Genomic DNA, 23,876 nt, shown 5'->3' with positions numbered 1-23,876 from the left:
TCAAAGATGAAAGGCATTATTCTTGCTGGCGGTTCTGGCACACGCCTATACCCACTTACTACAGTAACGTCTAAGCAGCTTTTGCCAGTTTACGATAAGCCAATGGTGTATTACCCTCTTAGCGTGCTTATGATGGCTGGAATCCGAGATATTCTTGTGATTTCCACTCCTCAAGACTTGCCGAATTTTGAAAGGCTGCTTGGAAGCGGAGAGCAATTTGGAATCAACTTATCTTACAAAGTTCAGCCATCGCCAGACGGACTTGCTCAAGCATTTATAATCGGAGAAGAGTTTATAAATGGCGATTCTTGCGCGCTTGTTCTTGGAGACAATATATTCTACGGAAATGGCTTGGGAGCAATTCTAAAGCGCGCTGCACACGTAGAACACGGCGCTACAGTATTCGGCTACTACGTAGACGACCCAGAAAGATACGGCGTTGTGGAATTTGACGAAAATCACAAGGCCGTTAGCATAGTAGAAAAACCGGAACATCCAGCATCAAACTATGCTGTTACAGGCTTATACTTCTACGATTCCAGAGTTACAGAGTTTGCAAAACAAGTTAAGCCGAGCGCGCGCGGAGAACTTGAAATTACAGACCTTAACAAAATGTACTTAGAAAATGGCTCTCTAAACGTTATGACTCTTGGTCGCGGATACGCGTGGCTAGACACTGGCACAATGGACTCGCTTTACGAAGCGGGCGAATTTGTGCGCACAATAGAGCGAGCGCAAGGGCTGCCAATCGCAGTGCTTGAGGAGATTGCGTACGAAAATCAGTGGATTAGTCGCGAGCGTTTACTTGAGTCTGCAGAAAAATATGGTAAAAGCAACTATGGCAAGCACTTAAAGCAGGTTGCTGAAAATCGCATTATTATATCTAAAGATTTGTTTGAAGATTAGTAAAATAAATTAATAACTTAATTTAACAAAAAGACCGAGCTGTTTACGCACGGTCTTTTTATTTTATTTACTGACTTTTTCTATCTTTACATAAAGTTACATAAAGATTAAGAATCACACTCCAAAAGCATAAGTCTTAGTGTCTTGAAGCTTACCATCTTTTGAATACGCTTCGAAATGAGTCCAATAAATTCCAGGATGAGGACTCCACAAAGCCCATGGCCCCTTAAATTGGCTCACCCACTGCTTAGCGTTGTAATCGTAAATCTTAATAATCGTATATCCACTAGGATTATTCGTTACAGCGCCTAAGAGAACGCTACTTCCTTGCCAAGCTGCGTAAGTTCCAGAAACAATCGTTTTTTCAACAAACTCAGGCTCAACAGGATTGTTTACTTGGTAGTGGAAGGCAATTGTTTTAGTTCCAAGCGACTTATAAGTGTAAGCATCTCGAACTTCGCAATGAAGCCAATAATCGCCATTGCTTGTTACCCAAGATGCCCAATTGCCAACACTCCAATCGGAGATTGTATTCCATTGCTTAGTGGATAAATCGTAAGAAAGCCAACGATATTCCAAGCGTCTATTCAAATTGCCTGTAACAGCAGCTCCAACAGCAATATCGTTATTACGAATAATCCATGTAAAGTCTACGCTAGTTTGTGTTACTGGAGAATTTGGACCAGTTCCAAACGCGCTAACGTCAACATTTCCATCAATACCAGATATGCGAGCCTTAGACGTGTACTGCCATCCGCGCAACGCCGTTCTAATGTTAAATAGCGGAGTTGCGCCGTAGCTAGCAACCCAACTTGCTCGATCGTGAATGTATTGAGAATTAAGCGGGCCTTTCAAATAGTTTGCATATGAGTAAATGCCAAGATTTGTGTATCCTGCGTTATACAGCTGATTCCACCAAGACGAAACAATGTTTTGGTAAACGTATGGGCTAGTTGGAGCAGTGTGGCCAGCCCAAACCCATTTTTCAAGATCGTAGTAAACAGGGTAAGAAAGGTCGCCTGGGCTAACGCCTGCACGCCTAAGAAGACTTGCAACGTCTGCGCCCTCGTTAGCACCATCTTCTGGTTTTTCGGCGTAAGAATACATGTAGATTCCAAACGGAATACCTAAACGCTTGCATTCTCTAATATTTCGCAAAGCGTATTTATCGTAGCCGTTTTCCCAGCCGTAACTAATACGTATAATCGCGCCTTCTACGCCAGCTGCCTTAGCTGCAGCCCAGTTAATTTCTTTTTGATGTTCGGAAACATCAATCACACCACTGGCGTTGTACGCAAACAGGCTTCCATTGCCATCATAGAATGCCTGAGTTCCGTTGTAGTCTCCCCACCTAGTGCCAAAGCCGTTTGTTGGCAAAGAAATCTTACGCACCGATCCATAAGTTGTATACGTGGATGTTCTAGATTCTAAAGCTTGTGACTCCTGGCTTTTTTCGTTTGAGTCAGTTTCTTCGGGATTTTTTTGATTAGAGCTTATAAGAACAACCTTATTTTTTCTAAGAGAACGCTTATTTTCAACACGCTTTTTGCTAGAAATCGGAGTGTTATTGGTGGCAGAAAAATCAGCATTAGTGCTGCTCGAATTTTCGCGCTTTATCTCTTTTCGCAAATCGCCAACAGTTATAGGCGTAAAACGTTCACCGTTACTTTTAGCGAGTGGATCTGGCTGCTTATCTTTAGTTCCAACAAGCTTAGAGTCGGTAACAGTTTGGCCAGTTTTAAGTGACTTTAATTCTCCATTATCTGCAATCGCATACTTTGAAGAAACAACTTCGTCTTTGTTTGTAAAGGAAGATGCCACTTTTTTAGGCAACTTAGAATCATTGCGTGAATCGCCATTAGAAAACGCATTTAATTGATCTTCTTCAACAGTGTTAGTGCCATTATCTGACAATTCCGCACTATTTTCACCATCTGCGACATCTGCGACTTTGGAAGCAACATTCTTAAAATCCAAACGATTTTCTACTTTAAACGCAGGAGCAGAATTTACAACAAGAGATGTTGCTATAGAAACTAAACTTGCAATTACACGTACAATAAACTGTCCCAAAATCCCTCCAGACACATGTTTTACGTGTTTAACTGTTACAACAATACCAACATGCGCAAACAGCTTAAAACATGTGTGTATGAAAACAAAATGGAATCAAATAAGAACAAAAGTAAGAATAAAAGTGGAGCGGATGACGGGAATCGGACCCGCGTCATCAGTTTGGAAGACTGATACTCTACCATTGAGCTACATCCGCAATATGCAAATTTTGCAAGCTATTAGTTACCATGCAAAACAGCAACTCGATTAATTATACAGACTGTTTAGAACTAAAGCAACTTTCGACACTCGCGCTAAATTGTGCAATTCTCGGAAAATTTGCACATTTGACGCACATTGAATACACATTCATGCGTAAAATTCGCTGCATGCTCGCATGATTAAGGTTTTATGATTAAGACTCGCGTAACTCTAAAACAACAAACGCAAGTGCAATAGCAGAAGAATTTTGCACTAATCCATCGTGACTTAAAGACACACGCCAATTAGGGTGATTTACGCGATTTACACCATTAACGCTTACATTAGCGCTGTCGGATTCATGCGGATTAGTCGCCTCTGGCGCGTGTAATGATTCTAGAAGCTTTTGATTAACGTCTTCACTAAGTCGAACACTCGGGCATCCATGCGAATCGTCTAAAATCTCAATACTTGCCCAAGGAGTGTTGTCTAAAGTATACGGATATTGCAAACCAAGAGTGCTCATCGCTTCGCACCACGCTTTTATAACCGCCTCTTTACCAGCCCAGCGAGCCGCAACATGAATCGCCTCAGCGTCGTTTTTTAAGTGTGCTCGCATAGCGCACTGCCTAAGCTCACGCGTAGAAAATAGCGAGCGCCACCCATTGCCATCTTGCATTTGTTGCGCAAAATCCGCAACATTAACAACATCGCAACCAATGCCTGCAATCATTGAACTCACTTCCTAACTACTCTGGGCACTACACTTGCGTTATATTTGTCTCATCAATGATGCAAATATAACGAATTTTGGCCAAAAAACGTTACAAACGTCTCACGGCTGAGACAAATATAACACAAGCGTAGAGCGCGAATGATGTGACGCACTTTGTACCAAATTTGCCCTAAATTTGGTACAAAGTGCGGAAACGCAGTCAAAGCGCTTTGCTCTAAAACCCAAAGTCACAAATCTATCTAAATGCAACTTTATAGCGAACAATAATTGCAGCAAAAGCAAGCACAATGAATACCGCAAACACAGTAATAACACTGCTACCAGTTTGCAAATGGAAACTATCACGTCTCGAATCACTATTGTTAACAACAGTAATATCCGTCCACGCTAACTGTTTTCCATGTTCGTCTACAAGCAAAACAGTGTGTTTACCAGAGTATCCAGATGGGAATTGAGCATCAAATTGAGGCTTGCCATTCACCATGCGAACAGCAACAAACTTTGAGCCATCGGCACCCTTAAGCAAGCGTGGAGACGAGTAAATGTACGCGTAAGCATAAACTACTCCGTCACGCTGCAAACGCTCGGTGAACTCTCTGTTTACAACATTAATTCTCACACTATTCACAACACCTGCAGTTGCAACGTTATTGTTACTAACACTGAGAGTTCCCCTTAATTCTGGATTAAGCTGCTGAACTGTTCGTGGAGCAACAGGCACTGGAGCAGATTCTGCTGGTTTAGCTGGTGCAGAATTCTCAGATGGAGTTTCAGTCTTAGACTGACCTGGCTTAGTCTGACCTGGCTTATCTGGAGTTTCATGATCAGATGGCTTAGGCTGAGGAGCTGGTGACGGAGACGGAGCAGGCGTCACTTGACCAGGAGTTTGCTCATGCCCAGGCGCTGGAGCTGGATTTGGCACTACAGGGCCAGGAGCAGGTGGCTGCGGTGTAGGAGTTACAGTGCCGGGAGTTTGTTCATGCCCAGGCGTAGATGGATTTGAATTCTGCGTACCAGGCTGAGTACCAGGCTTAGATTCATCCTTCAACTTATTAATATCTAAAGGATTCATCTTATATTTGAGAACATCATCAGCCTTAAGATTTGCAAAAGGATTATCGTCCTTCTTTTCAGCATCCTTCACAAGCACAGCAGTCGAAAGAGCAGAAACCTTGTAATTTCCATTGTCATCTACAGTAATTTCAGGACACTTTGATACTTCATCGCTGTTAGCTTTTCCATCGGCAATGCGCACATGATACTTTCCTTTGCTAATATTCACAGTAGATTCACTACTATTAGCATTGAAAATAAACACATACGTTTTATTGTTGCTATCAACACTAAACGCATTAATTCCATCACTGCTCTTAATCCAATGCATATTCTTATTAACATCAGAATATTCGGAATCGCGTAACGCTGGAATCTCGTTTCTTAGCTTTATCAACTCTTTGAAGTACTCAACAGCATCGGAATTCTTATTAACCAAATCCCACTTAACGGAATTGTCGCCGTCGCCAGCATTGTAACTATTAGCATTACCATTCTTGCTTCGTAAGAACTCTTGACCAAGCTCAAAGAATGGCATGCCATGCGCAAACATTACAAGCGAATTAGCAAGCATTACTCGCTTCTTAAGATTCTCTTCTGTCTCATTAGTCAAGGATTTCTTCAACTTATCATAAAGATTAAGATTGTCGTGAGCTTCAACATATTGCACAGTCTGACCAGCATTCGCGTAGCGCCTACCAGTGCAGCTTGCATTTCCAGGCTGGCAGCCGTAAAGATTTTGCATTACCAGATTGTCGCTATATCTGTTTCCAGACACGAATCCAGTAACACCATCATCTCCCTGGCCTTTTACAGCATCACGGAAGGAATCGTTAAAGAACGCAACGCCATTATTGCCAGCAAGCTTATACGCATTAGGCTGAATAGTGCGGTTTCCATAAGGCAATTGGCTCATATCCCAGCCTTCGCCAAGAATAATCGAGTTCGGGTCAATTGCATAAACAGCTTCACGCACTTCCTTAATGGTTTCAAGGTCAATCAATCCCATCAAATCAAAACGGAAGCCGTCAATACCGTACTCTTTAGCCCAATACTTTACAGAGTCAACAATATACTTTCGCATCATTTTGCGCTCTGAAGCAGTATCGTTTCCGCAACCAGATCTATTAGACAAGCTGCCGTCATCGTTGTAACGGAAGTAGTAACCTGGCACAGTTTGGCCAAAAGCGTTCTTTTGCGCGTTATAAACATGGTTATAAACTACATCCATAATCACACGCAAGCCAGCATCATGCAGGCCTTTAACCATTTGCTTTAGCTCCGTAATACGAGTAGCAGGATTTGCTGAATCAGATGCATACGATCCTTCTGGAACATTGTAATTAATTGGATCGTAGCCCCAGTTTTGGTGAGGACTATTTTTGTCGTTAGTAGCAACATAACTCAAATCTCCTGCTTCATTCACAGAACCAAAATCATACATTGGCATGATTTGTACGTGAGTGATTCCAAGAGACTTCAAATAATCAAAGCCAGTTGGCTTTCCATCTTTTTTAGCATCAGACTCGATTACACCGAGATATTTGCCGCGCTTTGCACCATCTATGCCAGAACTTTCGTGAATTGAGAAGTCGCGAATATTCATCTCTGCAATAGTCGCATCAGTTGGGCGCTTATCAAACGATGCCATACGAGGTACAGGCTTACCAGTATCTTTACCGAATACAACGGATCTCATTCCGTTTCTCACAGCAGCTTTTGCATAAGGATCTGGAGAATTATTAACAGTGCCATCTGCAAAATGAACCTTGTAAGTGTAAGCAGTGCCAACTTTTGCATCACTCGTAGTAATACTCCACACGCCAAGCTTTCCAGCTTCTGTACCAAGAGTCAGATCTTGTGTTTTATCTTCTTGTGCTTTTTCATCAGTTGACTTATAAGTTACTAACTCCACTTTTGTAGCAGTTGGAGCCCAAAGCTTGAAAGTCGTAGAACCATCTTTTACAACAGCACCCAAGTCATCGCCTATGTACGCATACTTTTGATCAAACTCATCAGTGCGAACAATCTTAGAGCCTTTAACAGTTGAAGCAGAAACTGTCTTAGGCATTCCACCAACACCCTTAATGTTGATTTCATACATTTTCTTAAGATCTAATTCGTTCTTTGCAGTGATTACGATCCTATTATCCACAACAGCAACTTGCGAAATATCTATTGTCTTGTGTTGATTTTTCTTTGAATCTGTAACATCAGTTACAGTAACATCACCATTCTTAACTTCCGAAGGGTCGCCGCTCACATTTACAGTAAATTCCTTAAAAGACGTAATATCAGCGTTAAAAGCATTAGCCTTTGTGTTGATTACGTTTGGACTTAAGTAAACTCTACTATCTCCCTGCATAAGCCAGATTTCAGCGTTGCCAGTGTTACCATCTTGGCTTAAAGTGATTGCTTTTGCAGGAATTGGGCGATCGCCTTCGCCAGGATCTTTATAAACCCAATCGTTTCCTTGCATGGAATAGCGCACAATAAACTTTGGATCTTTTACGCCAGAATCATTGTGGAACGTATATTCTGCAATCTTTCCGAAATCATCATGGGCCGTAAAATCTTGCTTTACGCCCTTCTCACTACCGTACCAAGTCCAAAGATTCCAACCAGCGTAATCCTTGTTTGTTCTGCGATAGTGAACAGTAACGTTTAACGTTTTAATGTTATTAAGCTTGTTAGCAACTTCAGATGGCGGTTCAGCAAAAGTATCTTCATTCCCGCTTACAACCCAAGCTTCGCCAACACCATCTTCAATTTGCCAAATCTTACGATCTTTGTCTCCGTCCTTATGCCAATTTTTATTATCAGATCCTGGATTAGTGGTAATAATAAATCCAACTTTTCCACCCTCGTAAGTGCCATCAGCCTCAACTGTGTAAGTCTTACCAAAAGCGTCTTGACCATTGAACTTATGCCAAGCACCATCTATTTCATTACCTTGAGCATCTTTAAGACCCCAAATATAGACACCTTTATTCGTGTTTTTTTGATTGTAGTGAATAACAATCTTCGTCTTTAATGCAGAAGGTTTTGAAGATTCTGCTTTGCAAGGAATTTCAGCAGATTCAGAACCTTTCAAATCTGCATCTACTACATAATTCTTTGCGCCAGCTGGAATAGTAAAATTACCATTATTTGAATTATTTAAGTGATACCACCTATCTCCACCGTCGTTAAATACAGCAGTAATTTGTTTTCCATTATTAGGAATTGTTCTTGCAAACCAATCATCGCAAACTTTGCGCATTGGTCTACCGGGAACTGCAGTCCAAGAATCATTGCCGATTTGATAATGAATATTTACTGAGCTTGGATTACCTGCTTTATTTTTAGCATTAAAATAGACAGTTGTTGACTGGTCTTTAGCATCGTCAACATTGTATTTTGGATCAGATTCGTCACGTGCTGTATTAGATTTTACTTTTTCATAAATATTGTCCTTAAGCGCATCCACATGCAAAGCAATTGCAGAATAAGGAGCAATAGTCGCAGCAACTTTGCCATCTGTAACTTTAACAGTCTTAGAGCAATTTCCAGCCTCATAAACGTTGCAATACTCACCATCAGGCAAATCAGTCTTATACAAAACTTTCTTTGCGTTTGGCGTATTGTTTATTGCTAAGAATCCCTTGCCTGCACGACTAAAAGCAATGTTATTATTGCCGTCATCTTGCCAATTAGTGACTTGAGCACCATTTACAGCCTTAAAGAAACCGACCATTCCACGAATAGAAGTCCAACGCTGAGTGCACTGCCAACCAGTTGTTGGGGAACAATCTACATCTTCAACTTTATCTTCAGTCGCTCCAGGCGCACCATCATCCTTATGACCATTCTCAAACCTATACCCCGAGTAAATGTTTGGATTTCCATACGGGTAGCCAAGCATAAATGCGTTTGCAAGCTCGTAGCGAGGACCATCCTTATAGGTAAGCGTGCGCACATAATTTTCGCGAGGAGTATCCCAATTAGTTACAAAAATTGAAGCTTTATCGCTTGGAACAAGTCCATTGGTAATATTTTTTAGATTCGATATTGAGCCATAAAAATCACTCTTTAATCGGTACGAATATTGGAATTCGTTGACTTCACCTTCATTCAAATGCTGATCTGGCTGTATTTCTTTAGCTTCAGAAGGATCACCAATCGTCTCCTGCATCCACCAAATCTCATCCGCATTTTTACCAGATTGTTTTGCAGCTTCAGCTTTAATCGCAGCCATATCTGTTGGAGAAATATGTTTTACTGCGTCAATACGGAAGCCAGCAACACCTAGCTTTAGCAAATGAGCAAAGTACTTACCTAAAGTCTCGCGCACATTCTGCTTTGATGTATCCAAATCAAGCAAGCCAACAAGCCTGCGATTCCACACTTCCTCCGCATTGTTATAGTGCTCAATATTACTAGCATCTTGATGGAAATCATCCTTTTTATATCCAGCATCTGGGAAAGACTGATCTTTAGCGCTATATTTACTTCCACCAACACCCTCTGTATGAGTGTCACCAGCACCAGTCATGTGATTAATAACAGCATCTGCAATGATTCCAACACCTGCAGCATTGCAAGCAGTAATCATCTTCTTAAAGCCATATTCATCGCCGAGTTTTGACTTTAATTTATAGCTCACAGGCTGATAAGAAGTCCACCACTGAGTACCCTTTACATGCTCATTTGGAGGAGACACTTGCACATAACTCACGCCCTCAGGACCATAAGTTGTTTTGCATTCTTGAGCAATACTATTCCAAGTTTGCTGGAACGCAGTAACAATAACACCCTTACGGTTAAGAGTTAGATTGCTAGATTGAGAATTACTAGACTCACTACTAGCGCTTGCATTGCCAACAACAGCAAAACCTGTTATTAACATTGCACTCGCTGCAATCATAGAAACTATTTTCGACGCAAGGTGGCGATGAGCGACCATCTGCATATCCTTTCCTCCGTTGGCACAAACATGCTTCTATATTGTTTTATTGCCATGCAAAACATGAAAACTATAGGTGACACAACTATGTTTCACTTCTTATTACAACCAACTTTGGTTTACACATAAGATTGCTTATTTTGAACGCAAATTGCCATAAGCACCTTGAATTTTTCGCAATTTTGCACGTAAGGAGCCATTATAACACTTTTGCAATTTTTACAAAAGTCAAAAATATAACTGCGATATTAGTCACACATATAGTGCGAACCCGCACAAACTTGTAGTGCGTTTGTACCTAATTTACGGCGTGTTGCCATACAAACGCACTACAAGATTACGCAGATTTCACCAGGCTATGTGGAGATTCGAGATTTTTCGCAGCGAGCGAGGCGTTTCGCTCGCGCGGTCTAAGCGCGCTAACGTCTTCGCCGCACGTAAAGTCCACTGGACTTTACGTTTGAGCGGCTCAGCGCGCCAAATTGCCTTCGCGCGCTACGCTTTAAGCGCTCTGGCAGGTTGGCGCGCCTGCGAGGAGAGAAATACTCAAACCTCGCGCAATACCAAGTAAGGAAACCGCACTACGCTCTAAACGCGAAATCGTCGATTCGTCAGCAATAATAGCCGCTTGCATCTAAGCGAGCATCTGGGTTTAGCAGCATAGCTTTTTCTGCTTCATGCCCATCGTAGCGCGACCCATCTGGCATGCGCGTGCCGTCTTTAAGCAAACGGCGATTTTCCACAGGCTCAAACAGTTGCACATGACCCATCATGCCCTCTTGCAAAAGTCGATGGCCCGCAGCCAAACGCGCATTTGCCTTTGCTCGCCACTCTTTAAGCGCATCCACGCCAGCGCTAGCTGCCACAGCCGCCTCAAACGCACCAGGATGCACAAGCGCCACGAATCCGCTAACGTGCCCGAATCCAAGCGATGTAGCAAGAGCCGCTTTAACAGAGCCAATGTGAATCCTCTTTCGCAACCAAACCATGTGGTCGTCGCGCGCAAGCTTAGGATCCACGCAATCAAGCGAAGCGTTGATTGGAACCCAGCCACTTCTAAACAGCTGAGTTAAGCCATTAATCTGGAACACACATGCGCCACCCTTTGCGTGGCCAGTAAGCGACTTTTGGCTAATCACAAATAGCGGATTTCCGCTTGTGCGCCCAATCGCGTGCGCAAGCGTATTGTGTAACTCAGACTCGTTCGGGTCGTTTGCGTTTGTAGACGTATCGTGCTTAGAAACAACAGCAATATCGTCTGGAGTAACACCAAGCTCCGCCAAATCGTGCACAAGCTTGGAATCGCAGCCGCCCAATCCTGCAGCGAGCGCACCCAATCCTGGAGCTGGAATCGAAGTGTGAATACCATCCGCGTACGAGTGAATAAATCCAACTACGCCAGCAACAGGCAATCCAAGCTTAAGCGCAATATCTCCTCGCGTAATAAGAATCGTGCCGCCGCCTTGCGCTTCCAGGAATCCTCCACGCCTGCGATCATTAGCACGCGAGAAGAATCGCGGATTTATGCCCTTTTCGTACATTTCCTCGCTGTTTGCAGTAGCGTTCATATTGCCAAAGCCAACAACGGACTCAACGCCAATATCGTCAATCGCGCCTGTTACAACAAAGTCAGCTTTGCCAAGCGCAATCTTATCAACGCCTTCTTCTAGCGAAACTGCAGCAGTGGCGCATGCCGAAACTGGCTGAACCATGTTTCCATATCCGCCAATATACGTTTGCATTACGTGAGCTGCAACAACATTTGGCAACGCTTCTTGAAGCACGTCTGTAGGAATTTCGTGATTTAGGAATCTATCCAAATACAGCTTTCGCATAGACGTCATTCCGCCAAATCCTGTGCCTTGAGTCGATGCAACAAGAGACGGATGCACAGCTTGCAAAATTTCCGAAGGCGTAAATCCTGCGCAAATGTAGGCATCAACAGTAGAGACTATGTTCCAAAGCGCAATCGGATCTACGCTTCCAACCATCGAAGCTGGAATACCCCACTTTAATGGATCGAAGCCCTTAGGCAATTGCCCACCAACAGTGCGCGTCATGGCTGCTCGCCTTGGCACGCGAATCATGGATCCAGCTTTGCGCGTAACAATCCATTCGCCAGACTCTGGGTCGCTAGAAATCTCTGTGTGCTCTTCGTCTAGCGCCACGTATTCGCGCGCAATTTGCTCTGTAGCAACGTTGAAAGATACATCGTGGTCGAGGAAGATTTCGGCTTCTTCTTCGTTTGCTCCATCCTTGTAGTCGCTGCCCATACCAGTCTCAAACGGCCTTATTCCCGAGCGAGCCACTACCTCGTCGCGATACTTTTCTGCAATGTCTTCTTCTGGCACAAGCGTGCCTTCCGCATCGTACCATCCTGGCTTTGGCGAATCTTGCCAAGTTAGCAAGCCCATGCTCCAAGCCAATTCCAAAACAGCGCCTGCACAAAGCGAAACCGTTCCGTCATCTTGGATTGACTGCTCGGCACTAAAGCGCGTACGACCAGAACCCCAAGGGCCAATCTCGCCAACAGAAACTATAACGATTTGGTCTTGCGGCTTTGCTGTTACGTTCTTCCAATCTTCCAAGTTAACGCTTGCTTGAGTTGGAATATTTGGAGACGGAAGCGCCTTATTTAGAGACTTGACTTCAGACTTGATTGAAGAATCGTTTGAAGCATCCTGATTAGCCTGCTTACGACTATTCTCTTGCAAAGCTTGAGCTTTAAGCTCGTTCAAGTCAAGAGGCTCCGAGCCTAATCCACCTGTTAAATCAACGTCTAGAGGCGCCTTTGCAGCAAGCTCGCGCGCATCTTTAGTGCACAAGTCAAGCAAAAGATTTGCCATCTGGCTTGTTGTAAAGGTTTTTAAGCCACGGCTTTCAACAGCTTCCACAAGAGGATCATTTGCACCCATTAATCCAGTTCCGCGCACCCAGCCAATCTTTGGATGAGCAAAAGTTACGCGATTCGACCACACTTTTTCGGCATGCGCGCGATTAACAATGGCGTCGAATGCGCTCTTGACTTCGCCATAAGCTCCGTCGCCGCCAAAAATACCGCGATTAGGCGATCCTGGCAACACAACGTGCATACAATGCTTTACATCTGTATCTGCTCCGATTTGAGCAAATCCTGCGATTGCGTGCTCAACACCCCAAAGCATAAGCCTGGATTGCGATTCAAAAAGCGCACCAGAATCCGCCAAAGTTCCACTAACTGGCGGAGCTGCAAATGGGAAGAACAGAGTTGGATTGTAAGCAGGCTTCAAAATGGTGGTTGTAGCGCCACTAACCTTCTTAGAAACTGTGCCAACCCACTTTACAAGAGCGTCAACATCTCGGTAACTAGACAAGTTTGCTGGAACAAGCCACAATTTAGCCGAAGCTGTTGCGTGAAGTCTGTAGGCTTCTTTAGCCCACTTTTTTACACTCGGCTTAAAGCTGTGAGAAGTGGCAATAACCGTAGCTCCGCCTTCTAGAAGACCAGTCACAACTCGTGCTGCAATCGAATTTGGCGCAACGCCTGTTACAACAGCAATATCTCCTTCAAAGCAATTCGAGAAGATTTGCGAATCGTCTCCATAATGCTCATGATTGCGCGACTTTGGCAAATCGCTAGTAGACTTTAGCGCATCTTTTGCGACTTGCTCAAAAATAGAAGACAATACGCTGAACTTATTATCGTTGCGATTATTACCGTTGAATTTATTATCTTTGCACTTTTTAGCAAACCACTCAGCTTCGCGAGCGGTTGCGATCCCTAATCCAACAAAGCTACCGTAGCGGTTCAAAATTTCGCTAACGTGCTTAAGATCTTCGGAATTATTTGCGCAAGAATCATACCCAGAATTGTAGTAGATACGCGCCAAATCTTCGCGAGCACTAGCCCAGCGGTCATCGAAAAGAATCGCCTTGCGCTCATCAAATCGAGGCTCCACCTGCTTTGGCCAATCCGCTCCAAGCTCAGCTTCTACTGCTGCAACAACAGCCGCATTTTCATCCGCTTCATCTTTTACTTGAGGAGTCTCAACACCAAGCTTTGCTAGCACAAACTTAGCAGTGGCAGCCAAAACGCCATCCGCGCCAACAACCTGTTGCGCAAAAGCGTCAAGCGCAGCAGAATCAACAACCGCACCACCTGCAGCGCCAGATCCTGCAGAACCTGGCTGAGCAAGAGTAATTCCGTGCTGTTTAGCAACTTGATTAATCGCAGAATCAATCAACGCTTGAGCTGCAGAAGCGTTCTTTGCTGGCTGCGTAGAGAGCTGCGCCAAATCGCCTCCGCGAACGCTTGCGCCAGAGCGCGTTTGCAAAACAAGCGCCGCCAAAACGTGCGCACGCCAGCCTTCGCCAAGCTTATAGACTTCCGTAATTCGCTTATCTACTTGAGCAGGCTTTACGCCAGCTGCACCAAAAAGCGACCTCAAACTTTGCCTTACAATGTCGCTAAGAACGGCACCAAAAGCCTTGTAGCGAGGAGCTGCAGAGTTTACTAGCTTGCTAAGAGTGCTCATTGGAGCTTCCGCAGCGCCATCCACGCTAGGCACCCCAAGCTCGGAGCTTATGTCCATTAAAAGCTGGTTTCGCCTAGAAGATACGCCGTTTGTTAACGTATCCGTTGTGTCGGCAGCGCCAATTTGGTCGGCGCGAATCTTAGCACTGTATGCAATCAGCATTTCAATAGCATCCGACGCCTTAAATGCAATATCTGCAACAGAATCAGATGGCACATTTTGCACTGCATTTGATGCATTTTGCACATTTTGCGCAGAATTATTTGCATTATTATTTGCATTTATTTGAGCAGACGCAGCACTTGCCGTTGCGGTTGCTTGCGACTTTTGTGCGGCCTCCTGGGAAGAATCGCCAGCAGCCGCCTGCTCATTAACCGCGCTTTCATCGTCTTCAAAAACTTCTGGCACAAGCGAATCGGTGTCTGTTTTATAAACACGACTCTCGTCTCGCCCAACGTTATAAACAGCAACACGCTGACTACTAAACTCTGGCAATGCAAGCGTTTTTGCGCCAAGATTTGCCAAAGTTGGAGCATTCGCTAAACCAACTTCAACGTATTCTTCTACGCCTAATCCGCCGCAAGAAGTGCTAGAGAACATAAGCGCTTGCGTTTCAATCCAGCGAACAGGGGAAGCAAACTGCCAAGAAAGAAGCTCCGTAAGAAGCAATCTGCCAAGCTTTTGCTCGTCTGCAGCATAAGAATCCCAAGTTGCATCATCTTGTAAAGCCGCTTCAATACGCTTTGAAGGCACAACGTCTAGAATCTTTTGCGCAAACTCGCGCGTAAGCTCAAACGGGCACGCAACCAAGTTTGGAATGTAGCGTCCAACAAGCACAGAGTAATCAATATGCTTTGGAAGAAGCGAATCCAGCTTATCGCGGAACTCTGGCACACCTTTTCTAAGCAGCTTAGAATGGAATGGCACGTCAATTCCTGGAACCAAAATAAACGGCGGCTTTCCGCCATATTCTTTAGCACGCTTAGCGGAATCTTCGGCCAAGGCTTTAAGACCTTTTATTGTTCCAGCAATCGCGTATTGCTGACCTGCCAAATTGTAGTTTACGATTTGCAAGAATTCGCCAGTTTGCTTAGAGATTCCTTCAACATACGCGTTTACGCCATCGTCTCCTACGCCAAACTGGTTTGGACGCAAAGCTCCCATTCTATAGTTGGATCGGCCTTGCGCATCTCGCTCAATCAAATGATGCATTGTAGATCCGCGATGGAACACGAGTTCCAACACGGTTTCTAGCGGAATAATTTGAGCGAAAGAGCTTAGCGCATTGTATTCGCCTAGAGAATGGCCTGCAAAGTAAGCTGGCCAAATATCGCATCCAGCTTCACGCAAGCGAGCAGTTTGTGCAAAAGCAACAGTAGCGAGCGCAACTTGCGTAAATTGCGTTAAGTTAAGCAAGCCTTCTGGGTGACGATACGTTACGCCATTTGCTGTTAGTTCCTTAGGATTATCTCGAACAACAGCAAGAATTGAGAATCCGAGCTTTTCGCGAGTAAGCTTATCGGCGCGCTGCCAAGTTTCGCGCACAGCTGGCGATTTTGCGCGCTCATCTAGCGACATACCTTGCTTTTGAATACCCTGACCCGGGTATACAAAGGCGGCGCGCGGCGAGCCTGTAAGAGCGCTGGCCTTAGACACAACTTGCCCGTTTACGCGGCATGTTACTTCTAGCGCAAGTCCTGCGCGTCGAACTTTTCCTACGCGCTCAACAGTTATCTCAACCTTATCGTTAAGCTGCACCATGCCGTACATGTTGTACGTCCAGCCAATCAACTCGTAGCGCGCGCCTTTTTCGTCCAAGGCTTGCGCAACGTGCTGAGCTGCCGCCGAAAGCCACATTCCGTGTACAAGCGGCGCTTTAAGCCCAGATATTGCAGCGCCTCTGTAAGAAGTGTGAATTGGGTTAAAATCGCCAGAAGTGCGCGCAAATGCCGTCATGTCTTTAGGCGCGCTCAAAACAACTCTTCTAAGCATTCTTCTAGGAGTTGCATCTACATCATATTCGTGCAAATCCGCTGCATCTCCGTATTGCGCAGCAGGCTTTGGCAGCGCTGCACTGTAGCTTCGACCGCGAATCGCAAATCGTTCTGTTTCGTGAGCTAGATGCGTTCCGTCTTGCGCATTGTGAATTATGTGTATTGTCACTACTCGCCCAGAAGCTGATTCGGCGTAATCTTCTGCCCAACCAGTGAGGTTTATGCGTGTTCCAACATATTTTTGCAGGTCATCTGCAGATACATCTAGTTCTATTAGGTGGTCTAAATGAACCGCGTTAAGCAAGCCTTCGATTACTGGGTACCCGTCTACCATTACGGACCCCAAAGCAGAATAAATTGTTGGCCAAGCAGGACCAACTAGCGCGTCTGGAACAATTCTAGACGGCTGTAATCCGCCAGAAAGTCGCCCAGCTGTAGCAGATTCGTGATCGATTCCAAGATTTCTAGAAAGCGTGTACGAAGACTTTACTACGCCAAATGGCGCTTCTTGCGATTTGCTGCTTTCATCTACTTTAGGCATTTCGCTTAAAGCATCTCCCGTAATCGCAACGTTTCCAATGCCTGCTGTAGCTGCAAGCATCTTATAAACGTACTTTGGCAAGCGATCTCTATCTACTACTGGCACGCCTCCTGCGCGATTCGCATCTACAATAAGCGGAATCACAATGCTTCGCACAGCATGATTCTTATTGCTATTATCAGCCTTACTTGAATCGTTAGCGCTTGAATCGTTAGCACTTGAATCGTTGCCGCTTAAATCATCCCAGAATGTGTCTAATTTAATATCTAAATCAAGCTTAATTACGCTATCTTCTTCACTAACAACGCTTATAACGTAGTTTTCGCTATTATCTTGCGTTTTATAAGCAGGATTAGAAGTTAGGTGACCAATCCAAGATATATTCGGGCATGCGCGCACGTATTCTTCAACATTTTTTGCGCACGCGATTTGACTAAATGCGATTTGACTAAACGCGCTTTGCGCAAGAGAAACTCTAGAATCGCCAGCAGCCGAACGTTTTATAACCGCATCTTCAAATCTTCCCAAAATATCTGCGATTGGCTCGTCCATTGTTGTTATTCCAGCAACAGAAATCGGCCCTGGAATTACGCGAACAGCGTCTGCCGAGTAGCGCGAATCTTCCGACTGCCAAAGCTGATCTTGGCCCCACCAGCGAAGCAAATCGTTGTCGATTACTGGCACAAACGGCATTGGCTTAGGGTATTCGCGCACCAAAGTTGGGAACCATGCGGCATCCATTGGAATAACGTTTGTTTGCGCTGCATCTGGGAACTTTTCAATAAGATTGTTCAAAGCTTCTTGAGGATTTTCAAAAATGATTTTAGAAGAAGGCAAGCTTGACTCAAATTCGCCAGAATCTTGCAACGCAAAACGCGCTTCGATTCTTTTAAGCAAATGAGCATATCGATCCGCATACGTGGAATCTGCCCACGGGTAGCATAAATCGAGGAATCGCTGGGCAAATTGCTGGTATGTCATGCTTTCAACATTGCCAAAATATGGCTTTGCTGTTGTGTTAAGAGCAGCAATAACCTCGTCTTTACGTAATTCAAGCTCTTCTGGATGCTTCATCATGTGCACAAGAAGCCTTCCACAGCGCGCAGATGCATTCTCAATCTCGTAAATATCTGCGTGCAAATGGCTTAATCCGCTTGTTACTCCGCCAACAACCTTTCCAGAAGGCACCCAGCGCTCGCCAATCGGAGCAAACGGATCTTCACTTGCGCCAAGACCTTCCACACACGCATCATTTGCTTCTGTAATTCCAGGCGTCTCCACCAACATGCGCTTAACTTGCGCGCTTGTGTGCGCTTCCTTTGCCGTCATTGCTGCAGTGCCAATCATCACAGCATCTACTGGCATATTTGGCAAGTCGTACTTATTGGACCATTCGCCACTAATGTAGTCGGCAGCTCGCGAAGGAGTGCCGATTCCGCCACCTGCTACAAGCACCAAATTATTGCATTCGCGCACTTGAGCATAAGTGCTAATAAGCAAATCGTCTAGCGACTCCCAAGAGTGGTGGCCGCCTGCAGATCCGCCTTCTACTTGCGCAATAATCGTTGCTGGCTTAACAGCTTTTGCAATGCGAATAACTTGACGAATCTGATCTACTGTTCCTGGCTTAAAAGCAACATACGGGAATCCATCTTCTTGAAGAGTTTTAACAAGTTCCTTCGCTTCGTCTAGCTCTGGGATTCCTGCAGAAATAACAACGCCGTCGATTGGCGCTCCCGAAGCGCGCTTTTTTGGAACTATACGCTTGGCGCCAAATTGCAAATTCCACAAATAGCGGTCCATAAACATGGCGTTGAATTCTACAGTTGCTCCCTCTTTTAGCTGCTTTTGGAGCATTTCCACATGCTTGTTAAACACTTCTTCTGTTACTTGGCCACCGCCTGCAAGCTCCGCCCAGTATCCCGCGTTTGCAGCAGCCGCAACGATTTGCGGGTCTACGGTTGTTGGAGTCATGCCTGCAAGAAGAACAGGAGCCTTGCCCGTTAGCTTGCTAAACTTTGTAACTACTTTGCGCCCTAATGGCGTTTCTACTACGCGTGGTGCAAAATCCGCCCAGCATCCCGTTCGCAGAGAATTTGCGGAAGAAGCATCCATTGTAGACGCATTAGCGCGATACGCCATTGTTCCAGCTTCTACGATTCCAGCGCCACTTCCCTGAACTAGCACGCTTGTAAGCTTTCCAAGCACTTCTCCAGGGCCCATGTCGATTATCCACAAATCTTTAGCAGATTCGCCCAGATTTGCCAAAGTTTTTTTGATTTGACTTGCCCAATCCACTTGCTCTACTAAAACTTGATTTGCAAGACTTCTAGTAAGATCGGCATTTAATCCAGCTTCTTTTGCCCATTTTTCAGCGTTATCTACCGCTTTGCTCATCATTGGCGAATGGAATGGCACTGTAACATCTAAATACTCTGCGATTGGCGCAAAAACCGATCCGCCGCGCATCTTCATATCTCGTAATTTTTTAGAATGAGCCGCTTCTTTTTGCGCTTCGCTTAAAACAGCCTCCATGTCTTGCGGATAGCCCGATAACACCATGTGATTTCGCGAATTTTTAACTGCTATCGAAACTTCGGCACGCTTACGATCCACGCGCGAAATCAAAACTTCTGCCTGTTTTTGAGTTACGCCTTTTAATGAGAGCATTGGAGTAGCATTGCCGTTTGCGCTTATTTCCAAAAGCCGCGCTTCGCGATCTGCAGCCGCTCCGATTATGTACGCAATCGCCAAAAGTTCCGCGATTTTGCTTTGCGCTGCCTGCCAAGAGCCAGCCTCTAATCGCGCTTCTACCATTTTTGCAGCAATCACGCCTTGAGAATGCCCAAGACTTGCGATTGGCTTGCAAACTTCAAAATTGTACCCAAGATTTGTAAAATCGCTAACAGATGCAAGCTGCGCCAATGTGATTCCTGGAACGCTTATTTGCGCGTCTTGCGTGCGCTCGTTTGCAGATTCTAAAGCGTCGAATACGTTTATGTCTTTTCCTGCGTTTGCTAAAAGCTGCGCATATATGTTGTTTAGAAGTTTTTTGGCGCAATTGTTATACTCGCGAAGCTGAGCGTTTAAGTCTTCATCTTTTTGCGCGTCTTTTAACGCTTGAACCCACGGCGTGGATTGCCCTGCAAAAACTAAAATATGTGGATTTTGTGCAAGCTCATCAAATAAGTATTTTGTCATTTTATTTCCTTTGTTTGTGGGTTTACGTTTTATTTTTAAGATTTATGTTTTGTGTTTTGATTTATTTGTGACTTTGATTATTTGTGACTTTGATTATTTGAACTTGTTGCTAGTCGCGTCCGCGGCTGCTTGCGACTTTTGCGCGGCTGCCAAATCATCTCAAATCACCCTAAAATCACCCTAAAATCACCCTAAAATCACATTGGCTGGTTTCCATGATGCTTCCCCGTTCTCGAAACGCGTTTTTTACTTCTTAAAATCTTCAAAGAATTAGCAATAACATCTCTTGTTTGCTCAGGATCTATCATTGCGTCAATCTGGCCAGTTTCCAGCGAAAGATTCGCGTTTACAGTGGTATTTTCGTAATTCTCAACAAGCTTTTTTCTTAAAGCGTCAACATCTTGACCGCGCTCTTTTGCTTTTTGCAAATCCTTGCGATGAATAATGTTCACAGCTCCTTGAGCGCCCAAAACCGCTATCTGGCTGGTAGGCCAAGCATAGTTAAAGTCTGCGCCCATAGACTTTGAGCCCATTACAATGTATGCTCCACCAAAAGCCTTGCGTAAAATCACGGTAACAAGCGGAACTTGCGCGTTTGCGTATGCGTAAATTACTTTTGCGCCTCTGCGAATAATTCCAGCGTGCTCCTGGTCAGACCCTGGCTTGTATCCAGGAGTGTCTACAAGAGTTACAACAGGAAGATTAAACGCGTCGCACAATCGCACAAATCGCGCTACTTTTTCGGAAGAATTAACGTCTAAAATTCCCGCGTTTACCTTAGGCTGATTTGCCACTATTCCAACAGGATGCCCGTCTATGCAAGCAAAACCAACAACCGCGGATGCAGCATAAAGCTCCTGAACTTGCACAAATTCGCCATAATCTACGATTGCGCGAATAACGTCTAAAACGTCGTACGGCTGGCGATCATTGCTCGGAACAATAGTCGCAAGCTGCTTAGCGGTTTCTCTGTCTGCGCGAGTGGCAGCGTATGCGAATGTTGGCGGATTTTGATTGCAATTTTGCGGCAAATAAGCAAGGATCGTGCGCGCGTAGTCAATGGCGTCCGCCTCGTCTTCGCCCAAATAGTGAGCAACGCCCGAAGTGGAGTTATGCACATATCCACCGCCCAAATCGTCCATGCTAATCGACTCGCCTGTAGCAGCCTTAACAACATCTGGACCAGTTACAAACATGTTGGAATGCTCGCGAGTCATGATTATAAAATCCGTAAGAGCAGGGCAATAAACTGCGCCACCAGCACAAGGTCCTAAAATCAAGGAAATTTGCGGAATTAAACCGCTTGCTTCACAAGTTTTTTTGAAGATTCTGCCATATTGCGTAAGCGCGTTAACGCCTTCTTGAATGCGAGCGCCACCCGAGTCGATTAGCGCAACAACTGGAACCGCAAGCTGCAACGCCATGTCTAGAAGATGGCAAATTTTCTGGCCTTCAGCGCGACCAAGCGTGCCGCCACGAACGGAAAAATCCTGCGCATACACGGCCACTTTTTTGCCGTACACTTCGCCAAAGCCAGTGATTACAGCGCATCCTGCAACATCGTTATTTATGTCTCCGCCGTTAAAGCGGCCGATTTCTTCAAACGTGCCCGTATCAAAAAGCAAATCCAAACGCTCTCTGGCAGTGGATTTTCCCTTTGCATGCTGGCGTTCTAAAGCATTCTGCTCGGCATCTCTAGCAAGGCGAGCCGCGTGTTCTACGGCTGCTTTTCCGCGCTGAGGCTGCGTAGTTTGAGTAGACTGAGTAGACTGCGCATCTTTATTAACTTGCGTATCATCTCTATTAACATCTTTTGCAACTTGCGTATCATCTTTAGTAAGCGCACTCATTTTGCACTACCGCCTTTAGTCACGTCAATTGTTACAAGCTTTTCGCCTGCTTCTACACCATCTCCAGGCCCTACAAAAATGCCCGTAACTACACCAGCTGCAGGTGCATAAACGTAGTTTTCCATTTTCATGGATTCAAGAACAGCAAGTAGGTCGCCTTTAGCTACGCTCTGACCTTCCGCAACATTCACGCGCGTAATCACAGCTTGCATTGGAGCAGAAATCACGCCAGGAGCGTCCTTTGGCATTTCCGACTTGTGAGTATCTCCTCTTAAGCCTCGCCCTCTAAGCGGCTGCGATGCGCGAACCGTGCTTCTAACTCGTGCAGAACCAGTAAGATTGTCTACAATATCTTGCGGAATCGTAAGTTTTACGCGCTTATTATCTACTTCTATTACAAAAGACTCCATTTTAGTTGGCTTATTTTGCGCGTCTTCACCAGACTTATTGGAATCCAAAGAAGCAGGCTGTCCGCCATTTGCAGCTGCAGCAGTGCGATTCAAATACTTGCGCTCAAGCCATTTTGTAGAAATATCAAAATCGTGATCTTGCGCTGTAAAATCAGGGTCGTTAAAAATCTGCTCAAAAAGCTTAGCAGGAGTAGGCACTCCCTCAATGCAAAGCTCCCGAAGCGCGCGCCGTACACGAGCAATTGCCGCGTCGCGATTTTGCGCCGTAACAATAAGCTTGCCCATCATGGAGTCGAATTTTGGAGACACGCTATCTCCAACTTCTACGCCAGAATCCACACGAATTCCAGGACCAGATGGCCACTCTATTTTTGTTAGCGTGCCTGCGCTAGGCGTAAGATTTGTAGCTGGGTCTTCCGAAGTGATTCTAAGCTCAAAACTATGCCCGCGCGAAGGGTGATTTTGCATAAGCTCACCGCCGTCAGCAATCGTAAGCTGTTCGCGCACAAGATCTAGTCCGCTAACTTCCTCACTAACTGTGTGCTCAACTTGCAATCGTGGGTTCACTTCCAAGAAGTAAACTTTGTGTTGAGATGTCACCATATATTCGCACGTGCCCAAACCAACGTAGTCAACAGCTTCAAATAGGTTACGAGAATATCGGTGAAGCTGCGCGTTCTCGTCATCGGTAAGGAATGGCGCTGGTGCTTCCTCAACCAACTTTTGGTTTCGGCGCTGCACCGAGCAGTCGCGCGTGGAATATATGGTGAAGTTTCCATGCAAATCGCGGCCAACCTGCGTTTCCACATGCCTGGCCTTGTCTATAAAACGCTCAATAAAGTACTCGTCAAGGTCGCCGCCTTGCAAAGCGTCGTGGTTCATGTAGAATCCGCGAAGCTCATCATCGTTGTGCACAACGGTTATTCCGCGGCCGCCGCCGCCATCTGTGCGCTTCATCATAACTGGGTAGCCGTGTGTTTGCGCAAAAGTCAACAATTCTCTAATGTCTTTTACAGGCTCCGATATGCCTGGTACGGGCGGCACTTTAGCGCGAGTTGCAACGCGCCGCGCGGTTATTTTATCCCCCAAATCAATAAGCGCTTCTGGCTTCGGGCCAATCCACACAGCGCCAGCATCAATCACCTTTTGCGCAAAACTCGCTACTTCCGATAAAAATCCGTAACCAGGGTGTACAGCATCTGCGCCGCTTTTATGCAAAATGTCTATAATCGCGTCTTCGTTTAAATAAGTGTCTCTGTACGTGTCTCCAGAAAGCGCGTACGCTTCGCTTGCCATCTCAACATACTGCGCTTGGCGGTCGGATGCCGCATAAATAGCTACAGTTTGTATTCCCATCTCTTGAGCAGTGCGAATCACTCTAAGCGCGATTTCGCCGCGATTTGCCACAAGTATTTTTTTGATATTCGTAACCATACGTTACAAGTTATAGGAAATTTGACTTATAGTATC

The 23,876-nt window shown here is 45.1% G+C and carries 7 protein-coding genes and 1 tRNA gene; 1 reads left to right on the top strand and 7 read right to left on the bottom strand.

Annotated features, from left to right (window positions below; genetic code table 11):
* Positions 1-6 precede the first annotated feature (6 nt).
* Positions 7-906: a glucose-1-phosphate thymidylyltransferase RfbA gene (gene rfbA, locus HXT23_RS00650; protein ID WP_016636204.1), complete on the top strand. Its 900-nt coding sequence runs from the start codon at positions 7-9 to the stop codon at positions 904-906.
* 114 nt (positions 907-1,020) lie between these two features.
* Here rfbA and HXT23_RS00645 read toward each other — a convergent pair whose 3' ends face one another.
* From HXT23_RS00645 to HXT23_RS00615, 7 genes are all read right to left on the bottom strand, one after another.
* Positions 1,021-2,979 (bottom strand): GH25 family lysozyme, encoded by a 1,959-nt coding sequence (locus tag HXT23_RS00645; protein ID WP_422112910.1) that lies wholly within the window; start codon positions 2,977-2,979, stop codon positions 1,021-1,023.
* Between the two features lie 125 nt (positions 2,980-3,104).
* Positions 3,105-3,178: transfer RNA gene (locus HXT23_RS00640), tRNA-Gly, on the bottom strand.
* Positions 3,179-3,376: 198 nt separating this feature from the next.
* A complete protein-coding gene (locus HXT23_RS00635; protein ID WP_422113062.1) occupies positions 3,377-3,895 on the bottom strand; it encodes a holo-ACP synthase in 519 nt (172 codons plus the stop codon).
* A gap of 238 nt (positions 3,896-4,133) precedes the next feature.
* A complete protein-coding gene (gene pulA, locus HXT23_RS00630; RefSeq protein ID WP_422113061.1) occupies positions 4,134-9,896 on the bottom strand; it encodes a type I pullulanase in 5,763 nt (1,920 codons plus the stop codon).
* Positions 9,897-10,507: 611 nt separating this feature from the next.
* Positions 10,508-20,146, bottom strand: a complete 9,639-nt coding sequence (locus tag HXT23_RS00625) for a fatty acid synthase subunit beta domain-containing protein (RefSeq protein WP_422112909.1) — start codon at positions 20,144-20,146, stop codon at positions 10,508-10,510.
* A 197-nt stretch (positions 20,147-20,343) separates the two neighbouring features.
* A complete protein-coding gene (locus tag HXT23_RS00620) occupies positions 20,344-21,996 on the bottom strand; it encodes an acyl-CoA carboxylase subunit beta (protein ID WP_016801717.1) in 1,653 nt (550 codons plus the stop codon).
* Positions 21,993-23,840: a biotin carboxylase N-terminal domain-containing protein gene (locus HXT23_RS00615; protein WP_422112908.1), complete on the bottom strand. Its 1,848-nt coding sequence runs from the start codon at positions 23,838-23,840 to the stop codon at positions 21,993-21,995. Before HXT23_RS00615 ends, HXT23_RS00620 begins: the two co-directional genes overlap by 4 nt.
* Positions 23,841-23,876: the final 36 nt, after the last annotated feature.

This window comes from Gardnerella sp. DNF00257 (assembly GCF_049262745.1).
In the GTDB taxonomy this organism is placed as follows: domain Bacteria; phylum Actinomycetota; class Actinomycetes; order Actinomycetales; family Bifidobacteriaceae; genus Bifidobacterium; species Bifidobacterium piotii.
The sequence above is the reverse complement of the archived record's forward strand: the minus strand, read 5'-3'. Positions and strand labels throughout refer to the sequence as shown.

Excerpts from the sequence above, each read along its gene's own strand:
- rfbA (WP_016636204.1), top strand. The coding sequence starts at position 7 with ATGAAAGGCATTATTCTTGCTGGCGGTTCTGGCACACGCCTATACCCA.
- HXT23_RS00635 (WP_422113062.1), bottom strand. The coding sequence starts at position 3,895 with ATGATTGCAGGCATTGGTTGCGATGTTGTTAATGTTGCGGATTTTGCG.
- pulA (WP_422113061.1), bottom strand. The coding sequence starts at position 9,896 with ATGGTCGCTCATCGCCACCTTGCGTCGAAAATAGTTTCTATGATTGCA.
- HXT23_RS00625 (WP_422112909.1), bottom strand. The coding sequence starts at position 20,146 with ATGACAAAATACTTATTTGATGAGCTTGCACAAAATCCACATATTTTA.
- HXT23_RS00620 (WP_016801717.1), bottom strand. The coding sequence starts at position 21,996 with ATGAGTGCGCTTACTAAAGATGATACGCAAGTTGCAAAAGATGTTAAT.
- HXT23_RS00615 (WP_422112908.1), bottom strand. The coding sequence starts at position 23,840 with ATGGTTACGAATATCAAAAAAATACTTGTGGCAAATCGCGGCGAAATC.